Origin of the sequence: Pseudomonas sp. CH235 (assembly GCF_004368175.1) — a bacterium.
Lineage (GTDB): Bacteria > Pseudomonadota > Gammaproteobacteria > Pseudomonadales > Pseudomonadaceae > Aquipseudomonas > Aquipseudomonas paraglycinae.
This window is the reverse complement of record NZ_RRZJ01000002.1, coordinates 115273-132638: the sequence shown is the minus strand read 5'-3', so window position 1 is coordinate 132638 and position 17366 is coordinate 115273. Positions and strand designations below refer to the sequence as shown.

19 protein-coding genes are annotated in these 17366 nt (G+C 60.3%); 10 read left to right on the top strand and 9 right to left on the bottom strand.

Translation table 11 applies throughout. The features are described from left to right. Window positions 1-44: 44 nt before the first annotated feature. The 7 genes from nth to metG form a co-directional block, all read right to left on the bottom strand. On the bottom strand, window positions 45-683 hold the full coding sequence (gene nth / locus EIY71_RS02805; RefSeq protein ID WP_007953205.1) for an endonuclease III: 639 nt from the start codon (window positions 681-683) through the stop codon (window positions 45-47). Further along, window positions 680-1261 (bottom strand): Rnf-Nqr domain containing protein, encoded by a 582-nt coding sequence (locus EIY71_RS02800; RefSeq protein WP_085745273.1) that lies wholly within the window; start codon window positions 1259-1261, stop codon window positions 680-682. The genes nth and EIY71_RS02800 overlap by 4 nt, the downstream gene beginning before the upstream one ends. Continuing rightward, a complete protein-coding gene (locus EIY71_RS02795) occupies window positions 1258-1863 on the bottom strand; it encodes an RnfABCDGE type electron transport complex subunit G (RefSeq protein ID WP_134020410.1) in 606 nt (201 codons plus the stop codon). Before EIY71_RS02795 ends, EIY71_RS02800 begins: the two co-directional genes overlap by 4 nt. Next, window positions 1860-2843, bottom strand: a complete 984-nt coding sequence (locus EIY71_RS02790) for an RnfABCDGE type electron transport complex subunit D (RefSeq protein WP_134020407.1) — start codon at window positions 2841-2843, stop codon at window positions 1860-1862. The genes EIY71_RS02795 and EIY71_RS02790 overlap by 4 nt, the downstream gene beginning before the upstream one ends. After that, window positions 2830-4044 carry an electron transport complex subunit RsxB gene (gene rsxB / locus EIY71_RS02785; protein ID WP_134020404.1) on the bottom strand — a complete coding sequence of 405 codons (1215 nt, stop codon included), beginning with the start codon at window positions 4042-4044 and terminating at the stop codon, window positions 2830-2832. The genes EIY71_RS02790 and rsxB overlap by 14 nt, the downstream gene beginning before the upstream one ends. Further along, a complete protein-coding gene (locus tag EIY71_RS02780; RefSeq protein ID WP_102687208.1) occupies window positions 4041-4610 on the bottom strand; it encodes an electron transport complex protein RnfA in 570 nt (189 codons plus the stop codon). The genes rsxB and EIY71_RS02780 overlap by 4 nt, the downstream gene beginning before the upstream one ends. Window positions 4611-4740: 130 nt before the next feature. Further along, the gene (metG, locus tag EIY71_RS02775) at window positions 4741-6792 is read right to left on the bottom strand and encodes a methionine--tRNA ligase (protein WP_134020401.1); all 2052 of its coding nucleotides are present in this window, start codon (window positions 6790-6792) and stop codon (window positions 4741-4743) included. 155 nt (window positions 6793-6947) lie between these two features. Between metG and apbC the strand changes: the two genes are divergently transcribed. Next, complete coding sequence (gene apbC / locus EIY71_RS02770; RefSeq protein ID WP_085745267.1) at window positions 6948-8042, top strand: iron-sulfur cluster carrier protein ApbC; 1095 nt, start codon at window positions 6948-6950, stop codon at window positions 8040-8042. A gap of 68 nt (window positions 8043-8110) precedes the next feature. Here the strand turns inward: apbC and EIY71_RS02765 are convergent, their stop codons facing one another. Beyond that, entirely contained in the window at window positions 8111-8869 is a 759-nt protein-coding gene (locus EIY71_RS02765; RefSeq protein WP_011335726.1) for an SDR family oxidoreductase, read from the bottom strand. A gap of 160 nt (window positions 8870-9029) precedes the next feature. Between EIY71_RS02765 and EIY71_RS02760 the strand changes: the two genes are divergently transcribed. From EIY71_RS02760 to groL, 4 genes are all read left to right on the top strand, one after another. After that, a complete protein-coding gene (locus tag EIY71_RS02760) occupies window positions 9030-9761 on the top strand; it encodes a HugZ family protein (RefSeq protein ID WP_085745266.1) in 732 nt (243 codons plus the stop codon). A 65-nt stretch (window positions 9762-9826) separates the two neighbouring features. Continuing rightward, window positions 9827-10303 carry an FxsA family protein gene (locus EIY71_RS02755; RefSeq protein WP_007953217.1) on the top strand — a complete coding sequence of 159 codons (477 nt, stop codon included), beginning with the start codon at window positions 9827-9829 and terminating at the stop codon, window positions 10301-10303. Window positions 10304-10562: 259 nt separating this feature from the next. Next, window positions 10563-10856, top strand: a complete 294-nt coding sequence (locus tag EIY71_RS02750) for a co-chaperone GroES (protein ID WP_011335724.1) — start codon at window positions 10563-10565, stop codon at window positions 10854-10856. 51 nt (window positions 10857-10907) lie between these two features. Continuing rightward, window positions 10908-12554, top strand: a complete 1647-nt coding sequence (groL, locus tag EIY71_RS02745) for a chaperonin GroEL (protein ID WP_007953220.1) — start codon at window positions 10908-10910, stop codon at window positions 12552-12554. A 75-nt stretch (window positions 12555-12629) separates the two neighbouring features. On the opposite strand, the gene EIY71_RS02740 is transcribed toward groL, so the two are convergent. Further along, window positions 12630-13373 (bottom strand): phosphatase PAP2 family protein, encoded by a 744-nt coding sequence (locus tag EIY71_RS02740; protein WP_134020398.1) that lies wholly within the window; start codon window positions 13371-13373, stop codon window positions 12630-12632. A 218-nt stretch (window positions 13374-13591) separates the two neighbouring features. Between EIY71_RS02740 and colR the strand changes: the two genes are divergently transcribed. The 5 genes from colR to EIY71_RS02715 all read left to right on the top strand — a co-directional run bounded on the left by colR (window position 13592) and on the right by EIY71_RS02715 (window position 17318). Beyond that, on the top strand, window positions 13592-14275 hold the full coding sequence (gene colR, locus EIY71_RS02735) for a two-component system response regulator ColR (RefSeq protein WP_007953224.1): 684 nt from the start codon (window positions 13592-13594) through the stop codon (window positions 14273-14275). Further along, on the top strand, window positions 14265-15539 hold the full coding sequence (locus tag EIY71_RS02730) for a HAMP domain-containing sensor histidine kinase (RefSeq protein ID WP_085745264.1): 1275 nt from the start codon (window positions 14265-14267) through the stop codon (window positions 15537-15539). The genes colR and EIY71_RS02730 overlap by 11 nt, the downstream gene beginning before the upstream one ends. Before the next feature lie 162 nt (window positions 15540-15701). Next, window positions 15702-16370, top strand: a complete 669-nt coding sequence (locus EIY71_RS02725; RefSeq protein ID WP_085745263.1) for a class I SAM-dependent methyltransferase — start codon at window positions 15702-15704, stop codon at window positions 16368-16370. Window positions 16371-16374: 4 nt separating this feature from the next. Continuing rightward, entirely contained in the window at window positions 16375-17088 is a 714-nt protein-coding gene (locus EIY71_RS02720; RefSeq protein ID WP_134020396.1) for a lipopolysaccharide kinase InaA family protein, read from the top strand. Between the two features lie 2 nt (window positions 17089-17090). Further along, window positions 17091-17318, top strand: a complete 228-nt coding sequence (locus tag EIY71_RS02715) for a hypothetical protein (RefSeq protein WP_011335717.1) — start codon at window positions 17091-17093, stop codon at window positions 17316-17318. Window positions 17319-17366: the final 48 nt, after the last annotated feature.

Below are 17366 nucleotides of genomic sequence, written 5' to 3'. Positions count from 1 at the left end.
AAAAAGATTTTTTCAATCGATAAATCAATAAAACCCATAGCCGCTCAATCGTCGGAAGTTTTGTGCTTGTAATCGCACAGATCTTCGATCCGACAGCTGCCGCAACGGGGTTTGCGCGCCAGACACACGTAGCGTCCGTGAAGAATGAGCCAGTGGTGGGAGTCGAGCAGGTATTCCTTTGGCACAAATTTCATCAGCTTCTTTTCCACCTCGACCACATTTTTACCCGGTGCAATCCCGGTGCGGTTGCTGACCCGGAAAATGTGGGTGTCCACCGCCATGGTCAACTGGCGGAACGCGGTGTTTAGCACCACGTTGGCGGTCTTGCGGCCAACGCCGGGCAAGGCTTCCAGTTCTTCGCGCGTCTGCGGGACTTCGCCATTGTGCAACTCGACCAGCAGGCGGCAGGTCTCGATCACGTTTTTGGCCTTGCTGTTGTAGAGGCCGATAGTCTTGATGTACTCGGACAACCCTTCGACGCCCAAGGCGTGAATGGCTGCCGGCGTGTTCGCCACCGGGAACAGCTTGGCCGTCGCCTTGTTTACCCCGACGTCCGTTGATTGCGCGGACAGAATCACCGCGATCAACAGTTCGAAAGGCGACGAGTAGGCCAGTTCGGTCTTGGGTTCGGGGTTGTCCTCGTGAAGCCTGCGGAAGATCTCCAGACGTTTTGCGGCATTCATGGGTGATGCGTTTCCTCGGGTAGGTCGGAGGGGCGAGCCCAGGCCTGACGGGCGGCCAGTAACAGTCCAAGCAATATGAAGGCGCCGGGCGCCAGCGTCGCGAAATGCAGGCCGTCGCCAAACAGAATCAAACCTTGCCAGTGTTCCGACAAATGATGGCCGATGCTGCCCTGACCGATCAGCTCACGCAACACCGCGAGCACAATCATCAGTGCGGCAAACAGGCCGCACAGTTTCAGTCGATTACGGACAGACCGGCGAAAAAATCCATTGTGCTCCAGCACGACGCACTGCAAGCCGATCAGCCCGGCATAAAGACTGATCAGTTGATGCCACTGCAGCGCACCGCGTTGCAGAACAATATCGGCGCTGCCGGCCAGGGTCGCGGCCAGTACCAGGCTGACCGGCAACAGGCTCTCGTTGCTCAGGCGCGAGCGCAGCGGTGCCATGCACAAACCGTAAATGCCCACGACAACCGCAAATATCAACAGAGTCGCCAGCGCGCCCGCCACAGAGTCGGTGGCACCGATCAACAACACCAGCATCATTGAGTTCGCCAGAGTCGCTGACGTATTCATGGCGTGCTCCCGAGCAGGGTCGTCCGGTGTTCATCAAAGTAACGCAGGGCATCGTGGATGGCATTGATGGCCGCGCGAGAGGTAATGGTTGCGCCCGCGATCTGGTCGAATTGCCCCTGATCCTTCTTCAAGGCCCATCCGGCGTCCGTCGGTTGGTTGCTCGATTTTCCGCTAAAGGTCTGAAGCCAGCTATTTGGCCAGTCGCCGATATGTCCACCCAGCGAAGGTGTTTCGTTTTGCTCGAGGGTTTTTACACCGAGCAATCGGCCGTTAGCGTCGATGGCAATCAGCAACTCGATATTGCCGGCATAACCTTGGGCCTGGCTGCGCAACAGGACTGCCACGGGTTGGCCGCCTTTGCTCGCCCGATAACCGCCCAGCAACAGACTGTGGCTCAGGTTGATGTCGGTCAGCGCCAGAGGTTGTTCAAGCGGCTGATTGTCGTAAGCGTCGACCGGCAGCACGTCCAACAGCTTGCGACTTTCAAGCAGACGCTGTTCGGCGGCGATCTGAGGTGCGTTGCTGCGTTGCACCAACCACGTCACGCCGATGCCCAACGCAGTAATCAACGCCAGTGTGATCAGGCTGCTCGTCCGGTTCATGGCGCCACCTGCGCCTGACGGGCCATCGCGAAGCGCTCCAGCGCCGGCACGCACAGGTTCATCAACAGCACCGCGAACGCCACGCCATCCGGGTAACCACCCCACGTGCGAATCACGTAAGTCAGCAAGCCCACGCCGACGCCGAACAGCAGGCGGGCGAGCGGACTTTTTGCCCCCGATACCGGTTCAGTGACGATGAAAAATGCCCCCAGCATCGTCGCGCCGCTCAGCAGGTGAAACAGTGGCGAGCCGTGGGAGTCGGATCCCGAACCGTTCCAGCACAGCAGGCTGATCACGAACAGGCTGGCGAGCATGCCGACCGGCGCATGCCAGCCAAACACTCGACGCTGCAACAGGAACAACCCACCGGCGAGGAACGCCAGGTTCATCCATTCAACGCCGTGCCCGCCAAAGCGCCCGAATGCCGGATTGCCGGCAAACAGTTCGTCCATGGTCAGGCTTTTATTGATGCGCAGACTGTCCAGCGCGGTGGCCTGAACCCAGGCATCCGGTTGCGCGCCCAGATTGAACACCTGGCCAAAAGCCGCCGCCAGATCCATGCCATGGCCCGGCCCGTGGGTCATCGGCTGAGGAAACATCACCATGGCCAGCGCGAAGCCGAGCATGGCCGGATTGAACGGGTTTCGGCCCACACCACCGTACAGATGTTTGCCCAGCAGCAGGCCCGAGGCGATTGCCGTGGCCGTCAGCCACCACGGGCAATAAGGCGGCAGGGCAATTGCCAGCAACGTCGCGCTGACCACCGCGCTGCCATCGCTCAAGTTGGCCCGCAGCGGTTGCCGGCGCAGATAAGTCACGGCGGCTTCAACGCCCAAAGCTGTGACAACGGACAGAATCAGGTTGATCAACACGCCCCAACCATAAAACCAGAACAACGCCAGCCATCCCGGCAATGTCGCCAGCAAAACCAGCTTCATCGCCTGTTGCAGGCGCTCGTCTCCGGTTTCAATGGGTGACATGGGCTTGTACCTGGCGCTCTGCGTCTTGCAGGCGGGCGCGGGCCTTTTCGAGGATATCGGCGGGCGTGCCGTCGCGCCGTTGCAGTTTGTTCAGGTCGGCGCGAGCGTAGGCCAATTCGGTTTTCAGTTTACGAAGGTGGTCGTCGATCGGACGTTTCTCGACACGCACAAGCTCGGGCGCCGGTTGATCGCTGGCCGCTTCGGCGTTGTGCAACGCCTGTTCGGCGTCACGCAGCGCTTGCTCCAGTAAGGCGATCTCGGCTGGCGGGGCTACTGCGGTTTGCGCCTTTTTCAGCTCGGCGCGGCGCATCGCCAACTGGATTTTCGCCCGCTTCAGATCGGCGTCCTTTGCCGGGGCGGCCACGACCGGCGCAGGTGCCGCGCTGTTTTCCAGCTTCGCCAGTGCCTGTTCGGCCGCCTCGAACTGCTGTTGCAGGAGGATCAATTGCGATTGCTGATCGAAGGTCGGCGGATGACCGAACGCCTTGAGCGACTTGTTCAATTGCGCCCGGCTCATGGCCACGTCGATCTTGGCTTTTTTCAGCGCAGCATCGGCGGTCGCGGCCTTTTGCGCGCGCACCCGCTCCAGCGCCGCCTGCACCGGATCGAGCGTGGTGGCGGCGACTTCGACCTGTGCCGCGCGCTGTGCCCGGGCCTCGCGCTCGGCCTGCTTCTGCTGTTCTTCGCGTTGCAGGCGAGCATTGCGCCGTTCAAAGCGTTGTCGGGCGTGATCGCGTTTGGCCGCGCGGGCCTGTTGTTCTTCAAGGCTGGCGGCCAGACCGCCTACCACCGGCAGTGTGCCCAAAGGCAGCGGGTGCATCTCGATGCAATCGACCGGGCAGGGCGCCACGCACAGATCGCAACCGGTGCATTCGTCGATGATGACGGTGTGCATCAGCTTCGCTGCGCCGACAATGGCGTCGATCGGGCAGGCCTGAATGCACTTGGTGCAGCCGATGCATTCGGCTTCGCGGATGTAGGCCACTTGCGGCGGCGCCGAACCACGACTGATGTCCAGCTCCAGCACCGGGATTTTCAACAGTTCGGCCAGCGCCGCGATGGTTTCGTCGCCACCCGGCGGGCACTTGTTGATCGGCTCGCCGTCGGCAATGCCTTCAGCGTAGGGTTTGCATCCGGGATGGCCGCACTTGCCGCATTGGGTCTGCGGCAGCAGGGCATCGATGCGTTGAATCAGACTCATGTTTTGATCAGTCCACTGAATCCGAGAAAAGCCACGGCCATCAGTCCGGCGCCGATCAACAGGATCGGCAGGCCACGAAAGGGCAGGGGAATATCGTTGTCGGCCGTGCGCTCACGCAAATCGCTGAACAGGCTCAACACCAGCCAGAAACCCAGACCGGCGCCAAGGCTCAGCGCTGTCGCATGAAACAGGCCTTTGTCCGCTTGCGCGTTGATCAGCGTCAGCCCCAGCACACCGGCATTGCCCAGCAGCAGCGGCCACAAACCGTCGAACGGCATATCGGGTCGCCAACGCGTCAGCAACTTCAGCAACGGCGTGATCAGCAGGACGCTCAGCGGCAGGAATACAAACAGCCGCAGGAATTCCAGTTGCAACGGCACCAGTAGCCAATGCCAGATCGCATAACCCGCCACGCCGACAATCAGCATCAGGCACAACGTTGCCAGCCCCAGCGCATGTACCTGACGGCGTTCGCCGGCCAGCAGCGGATCGACGCCCAGCGGCCAGTGCAACACAAAGTTGTTGATCAGCGCAGCACTGAAGAGCGTAAGCACGAGTTCGGTCATGGTTCTGCCGGTGGCAACGGGGGGTGTCACTTAAGGTTAGGCATTATCCGGCAGCCGTGGAGGGCGGGCCAGATATGAAAAATCCCACAGGCGCACGGAGCACGCCTGTGGGATCTGTCAGGGCAGAACCTTACTTGATGCGCTGACCCGGCTTGGCGCCGCTGTCCGGGCTCAGCAGGTAGATTTCTTCACCGCCAGGGCCGGCCGCCATCACCATGCCTTCGGAGATGCCGAACTTCATTTTCCGTGGCTTGAGGTTGGCGATCATCATGGTCAGGCGACCGTCGAGCTTGGACGGATCCGGGTAGGCGCTCTTGATCCCCGAGAACACGTTGCGTTGCTCGTCACCGATGTCGAGGGTCAGACGCAGCAGCTTGTCCGCGCCTTCGACGTGTTCGGCCTTGACGATCAGCGCCACACGCAGGTCGACGGCGGCAAAGGTGTCGAAGTCGATTTCCGGCGACAGCGGATCCTTGGCCAGTTCGCCGTTGCCGACAGGCGCGGCGGCGCCGGTGTCGGTCTGGCTGGCGGTCAGGTCTTCTTTCGAGGCGTCGGTCATGGCTTGCACTTTTACCGGGTCGATGCGGGTCATCAACGGTTTGAATTCGTTCAGCTGGTGGTTGGCCAGCAGGGTGGTGTGGTCGTTCCAGGTCAGCGGGGCGACGTTGAGGAACGCCTCGGCATCGGCAGCCAGCAGCGGCAGCACCGGCTTGAGGAAGATCACCAACTGACGGAACAGGTTGATCGCCGTGGCGCAGACCGCCTGGACTTCATCCTGCTTGCCTTCCTGCTTGTTCAGCGACCATGGCGCCTTGTCGGCGATCCAGGCATTGGCGCGGTCGGCCAACGCCATGGTTTCGCGCATGGCACGGGCGAAGTCGCGGGCCTCATAGGCGTCGGCGATGCTCGGCGCAGCAGCCAGGAACGCTTCGGTCAGTTCCGGCGCGGCGTTGGTGTCCACCAGCAGACCGGCGTTGCCCTTCTGGATGAAACCGGCGCAACGGCTGGCGATGTTGACCACTTTGCCGACCAGGTCGGAGTTGACCTTCTGCACGAAGTCTTCGAGGTTCAGGTCGAGGTCGTCCACGCCACGGCCGAGTTTGGCCGCGTAGTAGTAGCGCAGGTATTCCGGCGACAGGTGATCCAGGTAGGTACGGGCCTTGATGAAGGTGCCGCGGGATTTGGACATCTTCTGACCGTTGACGGTCAGGTAACCGTGCACGTTGATCCCGGTCGGCTTGCGGAAACCCGCGCCTTCGAGCATCGCCGGCCAGAACAGGGCGTGGAAGTTGACGATGTCCTTGCCGATGAAGTGGTACAGTTCGGCGGTGGAGTCCTTGCCCCAGAACGCGTCGAAGTCCAGCTCCGGCGTACGGTTGCAGAGGTTCTTGAAGCTGGCCATGTAGCCGATCGGCGCGTCCAGCCACACGTAGAAGTACTTGCCTGGCTCGCCCGGGATCTCGAAGCCGAAGTACGGCGCATCGCGGGAGATGTCCCACTGTTGCAGGCCGGCGTCCAGCCATTCGGCGATCTTGTTGGCCACGGCGTCTTGCAGGGTGCCGCTGCGGGTCCAGGCCTGCAGCATTTCCTGGAAGTCCGGCAGCTTGAAGAAGAAGTGCTGGGAATCCTTGAGCACCGGGGTGGCGCCGGAGATCGCCGACTTCGGATCCTTCAGGTCGGTCGGCGCGTAGGTTGCACCGCATTTTTCGCAGTTGTCGCCGTACTGGTCTTCGGTGCCGCATTTCGGACAGGTGCCCTTGATGAAGCGGTCGGCCAGGAACATTTTCTTTTCCGGGTCGAAATACTGGGTGATCGAACGTTGGGCGATGTGCCCGGCGTCACGCAGCTTCAGGTAGATCTGGCTCGACAGCTCACGGTTTTCTTCGGCGTGAGTGGAGTGGAAGTTGTCGAAGTCCACCAGGAACTCGGCAAAGTCGGCGCTGTGTTCGGCCTGGACGTTGGCGATCAGTTGTTCCGGGGTGATGCCTTCCTTTTCCGCGCGCAGCATGATCGCCGAACCGTGGGCGTCGTCGGCGCAGACATAAATGCACTGATTGCCACGATGCTTCTGGAAGCGCACCCACATATCGGTCTGGATGTATTCCAGCATATGGCCAAGGTGGATCGAACCGTTGGCGTAGGGCAGGGCGCTGGTGACGAGAATCTTGCGTGGTTCGGACATGTGGGGCTTCGCTACTTGATGAAACGGAGGTCGGCCACTATAAAGCGCCGGGAAAGATATTTCACCTCTGCAAATCGTTGCCGGGCATGCCGTCCGGAGGACAGAAGGGGTAGGATACCCGCCATCTTTTCCCAGTCTTGTTATCGGAGTTGCCCATGAGTGCCGTCACTCGCGCAGCGGTGGAAGCCGTCCTCAGCCAATACACCGACCCTTACCTGAACCAGGATCCGGTCAGCGCCGGTTGCGTGCGCAACATCGAAATCACCGGCGATCGCGTCAGCGTGCAACTGGAAATCGGTTATGCCGCCGGTCTGTTCAAGAGCGGCTGGGCGCAATTGCTGCAACTGGCCATCGAAAACCTCGACGGCGTGGTGTCGGCCAAGGTTGAAGTCAACAGCGTGATCGCCGCGCACAAGGCCCAGGCACAGATCCCAGGGCTGGCCAACGTCAAGAACGTGGTCGCCGTGGCATCGGGCAAGGGCGGTGTGGGCAAATCCACCACCGCCGCCAACCTGGCGCTGGCGCTGGCTCGCGAAGGTGCGAAGGTCGGGATTCTCGACGCCGATATCTACGGCCCGAGTCAGGGCATCATGTTCGGCATTCCCGAGGGCACCCGACCGCAGATCAAGGATCAGAAGTGGTTCGTGCCGTTGCAGGCCCATGGCGTGGAAGTGATGTCGATGGCGTTCCTGACCGACGACAACACGCCGATGGTCTGGCGCGGGCCGATGGTCTCCGGCGCGCTGCTGCAGCTGGTCACGCAAACCGCTTGGGGCGACCTGGATTATCTGGTGATCGACATGCCGCCAGGCACCGGCGACATCCAGCTGACCCTGGCGCAGAAAGTCCCGGTGGCCGGTGCTGTGATTGTCACGACACCGCAGGATCTGGCGCTGCTGGACGCGCGTAAAGGCGTGGAGATGTTCCGCAAGGTCAACATTCCGGTACTGGGCGTGGTGGAAAACATGGCCGTGCACATCTGCTCGAACTGCGGACACGCCGAGCATCTGTTCGGTGAGGGCGGTGGCGAGAAGCTGGCGACCCAGTTCGGCGTCGAGCTGCTGGCTTCGTTGCCGCTGTCGATGCTGATCCGCGAACAGGCCGATGGCGGCAAGCCAACGGTGATTTCCGAGCCGGACAGCCAGATCGCCATGGTTTACCAGGAGCTGGCCCGCCACGTCGGCGCGCGGATCGTGTTGCAGGAAGCGGCTTCGCCGGCGATGCCGAACATCACCATCAGCGACGATTGATGGCTGTGGTTTAAACAAAAACGCCCCGGTGCCTGTGCACCGGGGCGTTTTTCATTACGCGACAGAGGTCAGATGCGCAACCCGCCATCCATCTCCAGAATCCGGCCGGTGTAGTAGTCGTTCTCGAAGATGTACGCCGCCGAGTGGGCGATCTCTTCCGGCTTGCCCATGCGCTTGAGCGGAATGCCCGAGGTCATTTTTTCCAGCGCTTCCGGCTTCATGCCCAGGGTCATTTCGGTTTCGATGAAGCCCGGTGCGATGCCCGCCACGCGAATGCCGTAGCGCGCCAGTTCCTTGGCCCAGGTCACGGTCGCTGCCGCCACACCGGCCTTGGCGGCGGAGTAGTTGGTCTGGCCGACGTTGCCCGCGCGGGAGATCGACGAGATGTTGATGATCGCGCCGCTGTTTTTCAGCTCGACCATTTTTGCCGCCACTTCACGGGTGCAGAGGAACACGCCGGTCAGGTTGACGTCGATCACCGCCTGCCATTGGGCCAGGCTCATCTTGGTCATCTCGCCGTCCTTGACCTTGAGCAGCAGGCCGTCGCGCAGGATCCCGGCGTTGTTGATCAGGCCGTGGATCGCGCCAAAGTCTTCGGCGACCTGGGCAACCATGTGCGTCACCTGCTCTTCGTTGGCGACGTTGCACAGGTAGCTGCGCGCCTCGACACCCTTGGCCTTGCAGGCCGCGACCGCGTCGTCGAGTTTTTCCTGGTTCAGGTCGACCAGCGCCAGCTTCGCGCCCTTGCCCGCGAAATACTCGGCCATCGAGCGGCCCAAGCCTTGGCAACCGCCAGTGATAATGATTACTTTGTCGTTGAGTTGCATTCGCATGCCCCCGAGAGCAGGTCAGAGTGGTCCTTACAGGTAGCCTCTCGATCTGCACCGGCCAGCAGCCTGTTGCACATGAGAACTGCCCGATGGCGAGTGGGACAAAACCCATGCGCCTGTCCGTTTTGTCGACGGATTCTATTTAAGGAGTCATAAATTGAGCGTTGAAGCGGCTAAGAATGCCCGAGAATTGCTTCTCAAGGAATACCGTGGCGTGCTGTCGACCCACTCCAAATCAATGCCCGGTTTTCCATTCGGCTCTGTGGTTCCCTACTGCCTGGACGACCAGGGCCGGCCGCTGATCCTGATCAGCCGCATCGCCCAGCACACTCACAATCTGCAGAAAGATCCGAAATGTTCGCTGCTGGTGGGCGAGCGCGAGGCTGACGATGTGCAAGCCGTTGGTCGCCTGACCTATCTGGCCGAGGCGGAAAAACTCGAAGACGCTGCCGCCATCGAAGCTGCCGCCGAGCGTTACTACCGCTATTTCCCCGATTCGCAGAATTACCACAAGGCCCACGATTTCGATTTCTGGGTGCTCAATCCGGTGCGCCATCGCTACATCGGCGGTTTTGGCGCGATCCACTGGGTCGATCACCTGACCCTGGCCAACCCGTTCGCCGGCAAGGCCGAAATCAGCATGGTCGAGCACATGAACAGTGACCACGCCAAGGCCATCGCCCATTACGTCGACCTCGCCGGTCTGCCGAAAACCGTACCGGCGCAACTGGCCGGGATCGACACCGAAGGCATGCACCTGCGCATCGGTCAGGCGCTGTACTGGCTGCCGTTTCAAGCGCCTTGTCATACGCCGATACAAGTGCGCGAGGCCTTGGTTTCTCTGGCTCACGCCGAGGTCTGGCCAAAAAATGCGGTGGCCGACGCTTGAATTCACGAAAGGGCGACGTCATCTAAGGCTTACTGCAAGGCATTTCTTGCGTTGAGGAAACTTTGATGCGCCCTTTTTTGTTGCTCTTTCTGCTGTTCCCGGTGTTGGAGCTGTTCGTATTCGTCAAAGTGGCAGGATCGATCGGATTTTTCCCGGCCCTGCTGCTGATCATTCTCGGCTCGATGTTCGGCGTGTTTGTGCTGCGCGTCGCCGGGCTGGCCACCGCACTGCGTGCCCGTGAAAGCCTGAACCGCGGCGAACTGCCTGCGCAAACCATGCTGGAAGGCCTGATGCTGGCCCTGGCCGGTGGTCTGTTGATCCTGCCGGGCTTTATCAGCGACGTGGTCGGTCTGGTGCTGCTGTTGCCGTTCAGTCGTCGACTGGTCGCCAACAAGATGCGCCAGCGTGCCGAAGAACAGGCCATGCGCCAGCGAGCGTTCGCCGATGACCTGCAACCTCGCGGCGGTCCTGCACCGCGCCAGCCTCTTGGCCGCGAAGGTGATGTGATCGAAGGCGAATTCGAACACCGCGACACCAAGTAACTTCTACGTCGACACGGCACCTTCGGGTGCCGTGTTCGTTTGTGGGGCGAATTCATGCAATGTGCGTGAAAATTTTTTAGCCCCCGCCCTTGTAATAAGCTTATGCGCCCTTATGTATCGGTCACCGAAAGGTTTCCGGTATTTGAACCGGACAGACTTCCGCGGTTCGCTCGACGAGCCGCAACCGGCGCAGGCCGGATTCGTTAAACCCGCCGGGACTACACCGGCCGATGAAAACCACAATTAGGAGAGATCGACAATGAAGCTTCGTCCTCTGCATGACCGCGTCGTCATCCGTCGCAGCGAAGAAGAAAAGAAAACCGCTGGCGGTATCGTCCTGCCAGGTTCGGCTGCTGAAAAAGCCAACCACGGTGAGATTCTGGCTGTAGGCCCGGGCAAGGCACTGGAAAGCGGTGAAGTGCGCGCACTGTCCGTGAAGGTAGGCGACAAGGTTGTGTTCGGTCCGTACTCCGGCAGCAACACTGTGAAAGTCGACGGCGAAGACCTGCTGGTAATGAGCGAGAACGAAATCCTCGCCGTTATCGAAGGCTGATTACCCCCGTTCATTTTCCCGCTACTACAAAGTATTTAAGGAATATCGATCATGGCTGCTAAAGAAGTTAAATTCGGCGATTCCGCCCGCAAGAAAATGCTGGTTGGCGTAAACGTCCTGGCTGACGCGGTAAAAGCGACCCTGGGCCCGAAAGGCCGTAACGTGATTCTCGAGAAGAGCTTCGGCGCTCCGACCATCACCAAGGACGGCGTTTCCGTCGCCAAGGAAATCGAACTCGAAGACCGTTTCGAAAACATGGGCGCGCAGCTGGTCAAAGACGTTGCCTCCCGTGCCAACGATGACGCTGGTGACGGTACTACCACCGCTACCGTTCTGGCTCAGTCGATCGTCAACGAAGGCCTGAAAGCCGTCGCTGCCGGCATGAACCCGATGGACCTGAAGCGCGGTATCGACAAAGCGACCATCGCGATCGTCAAAGAACTGAAAGCCCTGTCCAAGCCATGCGCCGACACCAAGGCTATCGCTCAGGTAGGCACCATCTCCGCCAACTCCGACAACTCCATCGGCGACATCATTGCCGAAGCCATGGAAAAAGTCGGTAAAGAAGGCGTGATCACCGTTGAAGAAGGCTCGGGCCTGGAAAACGAACTGTCGGTTGTAGAAGGCATGCAGTTCGACCGTGGCTACCTGTCCCCGTACTTCGTCAACAAGCCGGACACCATGGTTGCCGAGCTGGAAGGCGCGCTGATCCTGCTGGTCGACAAGAAGATCTCGAACATCCGCGAAATGCTGCCAGTGCTGGAAGCCGTTGCCAAAGCCGGCCGTCCACTGCTGATCGTTGCCGAAGACGTTGAAGGCGAAGCCCTGGCGACTCTGGTCGTGAACAACATGCGTGGCATCGTTAAAGTCGCAGCCGTCAAGGCTCCAGGCTTCGGCGACCGTCGCAAGGCCATGCTGCAGGACATCGCTGTTCTGACCGGCGGTACCGTTATCTCCGAAGAGATCGGCCTGAGCCTGGAAAGCACCACCCTGGAACACCTGGGTAGCGCCAAGCGCGTGACCCTGTCCAAGGAAAACACCATCATCGTTGACGGTGCTGGCGTTCAAGGCGACATCGAAGCCCGTATCGCTCAGATCCGTGCCCAGGTTGCCGAGACTTCCTCGGACTACGACCGTGAAAAACTGCAAGAACGTCTGGCCAAGCTGTCCGGCGGCGTTGCAGTGATCAAGGTTGGCGCCGGTTCCGAAGTTGAAATGAAAGAGAAGAAAGCCCGCGTTGAAGACGCCCTGCACGCAACCCGCGCAGCCGTTGAAGAAGGCGTGGTACCTGGCGGTGGCGTTGCGCTGATCCGCGCTCTGGAAGCCCTGACCGAACTGAAAGGCGACAACGCTGACCAGAACGTCGGTATCGCTGTACTGCGTCGCGCTGTTGAAGCGCCGCTGCGCCAGATCGTTGCCAACTCCGGCGACGAGCCAAGCGTGGTTGTCGACAAGGTCAAGAACGGCGAAGGCAGCTTCGGCTACAACGCTGCTACCGGCGAATACGGCGACATGATCGAAATGGGCATCCTGGACCCAACCAAGGTAACCCGTTCGGCTCTGCAAGCTGCAGCCTCCATCGGCGGTCTGATACTGACCACCGAAGCTGCTGTTGCTGACGCACCGAAGAAAGAAGGTGCAGCTGGCGGCGGTATGCCAGACATGGGCGGCATGGGTGGCATGGGCGGCATGATGTAAGCCAGCCTCACCCTGTAACGAAAAACCCCGTCTGCGAAAGCAGACGGGGTTTTTTATTGCCCGCGTTTCAGGGTTTCAGGCGTTGACCGGACTGGCCTGCGTGTTTGTTTCAGCCTTGACTGCCGGGCGATACAGAATCCAGTAATACGAACCCAGACAGATCAGCCAGCAGAAGATCGCCGTCCACACGTTGTGGGAGAAGAAGTGCGCACCCTGCATCATCCGGCTGATCGAAAACACCGAACCCAGCGCAAAGGCAAAGATGAATGCCTGACGGGCCAGCCGCGGGCGGCGGTCACGCAGCACGAAGAACAGCGCAAACAAGGTGAAACCGGTGGCCGCATGACCACCCGGCCAGCAACGACCGGGCTTGTCGGTCGGCGGGCGATGATCCAGCAGTTTGCTGTAGGTTTCGTGGCCACCGAACTGTTCGAGGCTCCATGGGCATTGCACCGCCGTCACGGCTTTCACCGGCGTGACAAACGAGGTGGCCAGACCCAGCGACAACACCAGGCAACCCAGTTCACGCTTGAATGGTTTGAGCCGTTCGATGAAAAAAGCACCGATGAACCCGAGGATGGATAACACCGAAAAGGCGATCACCACTTGTTTGGCGCGGTCGTGGAGGATGTCTTCGAGAAAGTAACTGTGGCGGCCGATGAAGTCGCCCGCGACCGGATCGTAAAACAGCCGGGCCAGATCCATGTCCAGGTCGGTCAGCTCCAGCAACACCAGAATGACCGCCGCGACGGCGGGAATGCCCAGGCAAAGCCATACATTCAAAGGCCTTGAAGCAGGGCGGGCAGAGATCGAAACCATGGCAATTCCTTCATCGGTAAGGTCTTCAAAGAAGCACAACCGTGTGAGTCTGCGCCCGGTTCTGTCGGCGATTTGTCGGTCGCTCGTGAAAAACTCGTCAAGTCCGGCGATCCGTGCAATTAAGTCAAATCAACCCACTCGGTGCCTAGCCGTGAGCCACACTTGGCCGTAAGCTGCGCGGGCCAAGACGGCCGCTACTGTGTACGTAGGAGGTGCCCATGCGAATTCTATTGGTCGAAGACAACCGCGATATCCTGGCCAATCTGGCCGATTACCTGGGGCTCAAAGGCTATACCGTCGATTGCGCCCAGGACGGTCTGTCGGGCCTGCATCTGGCCGCCACCGAGCATTACGACCTGATCGTGCTCGACATCATGCTGCCAGGCATCGACGGCTACACCCTGTGCAAGCGCCTGCGCGAAGACGCCCGTCGCGATACGCCGGTAATCATGCTCACCGCTCGCGATCAGCTCGATGACCGCTTGCAGGGCTTCAAGTCCGGAGCCGACGATTATCTGGTCAAGCCGTTCGCGCTGTCGGAACTGGCGGCGCGGGTCGAAGCGGTGATGCGTCGCACCCAGGGCGGCGGTCGTCGGGCCCTGCAGGTCGGCGATCTGAGCTACGACCTCGATACCCTAGAAGTGACCCGCGAAGGCAAACTGCTCAAGCTCAATCCGGTCGGCCTCAAACTGCTGGCGGTGCTGATGCAAAAGAGCCCGCATGTTTTGCGTCGGGAAATTCTCGAAGAAGCGCTGTGGGGCGATGACTGTCCGGACAGCGACAGCCTGCGCAGCCATGTCCACCAATTGCGCCAGGTGATCGACAAACCATTCGCCAAGCCACTGCTGCACACCGTGCACGGCGTGGGTTACCGCCTGGCCGAGGGCCGCGATGGAGTTTAAGCAAAGCCTTGCCCAGCGGATCATCATCGCCTTTGCGCTGATGAGTGCGCTGGTGGCCGGGGCGTTTGCCATGGGCATCGTCGCGACCGTGCACCTGGTCGAGGAAAAACTGATTTCCGCCGGGTTGGGCGGGGATCTGCAACGCCTGCTGCTGATGGACAACGTCTCGGACTGGAGCCATCGGCCGGAGCCGGATCAACTGTTCTACTTCAGCGGCGGGCCGGGCGACTTCGAGCTGCCCAAGGACCTGCGACACCTGGATTCGGGGTTCCATGAAGTCTTTCGCGAGCAGCTGTCGTACCACGCGATGGTCGAGGTGGTCGACGGTCGCCGCTACGTGCTGCTGCAGGATCAAAGCGATTTTGAAGAACGCGAGCGCGTGCTGTTCGCCGTGGTGCTGGTGGGCTTCGTGCTCAGTCTGGCGCTGGCGGTGTTCCTTGGCTGGGTGCTGGCGCGCAAAGTGATGGCCCCGGTGGTGCGTCTTGCCCGCCAGGTGCGCCATCGCGACCAGTTGCTCGGGCTGGCACCTCCACTGGCGCCGGACTATGCGGCTGACGAGGTGGGCGAACTGGCAGTGGCGTTCGATGCCACGCTTGGGCGCCTGCGTCAGGCGCTGACGCGGGAGCGCCTGTTCACCAGCGACGTCAGCCACGAATTGCGTACACCGCTGATGGTATTGGCCAGCTCCTGTGAACTGCTGCTGGAAAATCCGGGCATCGATCAGCGCGGCAAGGCCCAGGTTCAGCGCATTGCGCGGGCCAGTGAAGAGATGCGTGAGCTGGTGCAGACCTTCCTGATGCTCGCTCGCGCCCAGCGTGAAGACGCAGGCGCGGCGCCCCAGCATAACCTCTCGCAAGTGGCCGACAGTTTGCTTTGCCTGTGGCGAGAACCCATCGAATCCAAGGGCTTGCAGCTGATTTTCGAGCCGGGCAATCCGCCCGACACCTGTTATAACGCGACGCTGCTCAATGCGGTGATGGGCAACTTGCTGCGCAATGCCTTGCACTACACCGAGCAGGGGTTCATTCGCCTGACGCTCAACGAGAACGGTTTCGTGGTCGAGGATTCGGGCGTAGGCATTCCCGAGGAAAAACGCGAGGCGATGTTCCAGCCTTTTGTACGCGGAAACGAAAAACGCGGCGAAGGGCTGGGGTTGGGTCTTTCACTGGTTCAACGCATCTGCGAGAACCAGGGCTGGAGCGTCACGTTGAGCACGATGGAGCCCAATGGCTGCCGTTTCGAGGTCGATCTGGGCAAGCGCTGAAGATTAGCCGGTCGACGAGGGTACTCCCGCCAACCTGTCTAATTCCTGTATAACCTTGAAATAGATTGCCGATTTACATGACGTTTTTTTCACAAAGGGATGACCTGACGCTGACACGCCGCTGCTTAAGGTGGCGTCATCAGTAATTCAGGAGTCCTGGTGATGGCCGGCCCGATCAAGCTCGATTTTTCCGAAAAGTACGACGATAAACATGCGCAGAAATACCTGCGCAAGCACCAGGACGGTCTGGGACGTCGTTTGTCCAACTGGCGGGATCAGCAGATGGCCCGCAAGGCGCTGACCCTGGTCGGTGAGCCGGGGCTGGTACTCGACCTGCCGTGCGGTGCGGGGCGTTTCTGGCCGATGCTCGCGGAAAAACCCAACCGGGTGATCATCGGTGCGGACAATTCCGAGTCGATGATCAAGACCGCCATGCAGGCACAACCGGCGGATGTGGTGAAACGGGTACAACCCTTGCACACATCTGCGTTCGACATTGCCTTGCCCGATAACGCCGTCGACAGCATTTTTTGCATGCGACTGCTGCATCACATCGGCGAAGCCGAGCACCGCCGGGCGATTCTGCGCGAATTCGAGCGCGTCACTCGCGACAGCGTGATCATTTCGCTGTGGGTCGACGGCAATTTCAAGTCCTGGAAACGCAAGCGCGCCGAGCGCACGCGTGGGCAGGAAGGTTACCAGAACCGGTTTGTGTTACCGGCCGCTACAGTTGAAAAGGAATTTGAAGACGCGGGGTTCCGGATCCAGGAACAACTGGACTTTATTCCGCTCTATGCCATGTGGCGAGTCTACGTATTACGCAAGAGGTAACAGGATGGCAGTGCAATTTGCAGCAGAAGCGGAAGTCGCTCCCGAGGATCGCTTCGACTACTACTGGAACCAGCGTGGCGAATGGGTCGAGGAACCCAATGTACGCCGGGGTGGCGAAAGTGGTGTGCAACGGATCATGGGACGTGACGGCCAGCTGCTGTATGCCAAACGCCAGACCGGACATATCTATCGCAGCTGGCTGCACCCGTTCGGACGGCCGACCGTGTTGCGCGAGCTCGATGCGCTGACGGGCGTTGCCAAGCTCGGCGTTCGAGTCCCCGAAATCGTGTTCTGCGGTGCCCAGCCCGATTCGCAATTCAAATGGCGAGCGCTGTTGGTGACCAAATCCCTCGATGGCTTTCAGGAGCTTGAGCATTGGGAAGCCGGCGGCGGTCGCGAGCAATATGGCGAAGCTGTCTATGAGCGCGTGCTCAAGGACCTCGCCGAAAACCTGGCGCGCATGCACAAGGGCCGTTGGCAGCACAGCTGCATCTACATCAAGCACGTATTTGTGCGGGTGACGGGCGAAGGTGAATCGGTCAAGGTCGAAGTCGCCCTGATCGATCTGGAAAAGTGCCGTCAGCGATTGACCGCTTATCGCTCAGCCGCCCATGACATGAAGCAATTGCGTCGCCACTCGTCGTTCAGCGCAACGGACTGGAAAAAACTCGTCTACTTTTATGAGACGGCGTTTGGCAGCGCTATCAAAGGTTTATAGCGATGAAACTAGAAATTGCACGAGGTTTGTTTCTGGTAGGAGCCTTGGCAGTTGCATCATTGGCGGTGGCGGCCTGGGAACAGCCACGCATGCAGGTGATCGGGGCCTCGGCGAGCGATCCGCATTGCCCGATGCCACGGGTGGCGAAAGCCGCCGTGGCCACTCAGCCGGACCATGATCTGTTGCTGTTCATGTTCGGACTCTCTCAAGGAATGAGGCCGCAGAGTTGAATCGATTGAAATCTCTTTCTAGAAGAGCCAAAGGCCTCGCTGATGCGA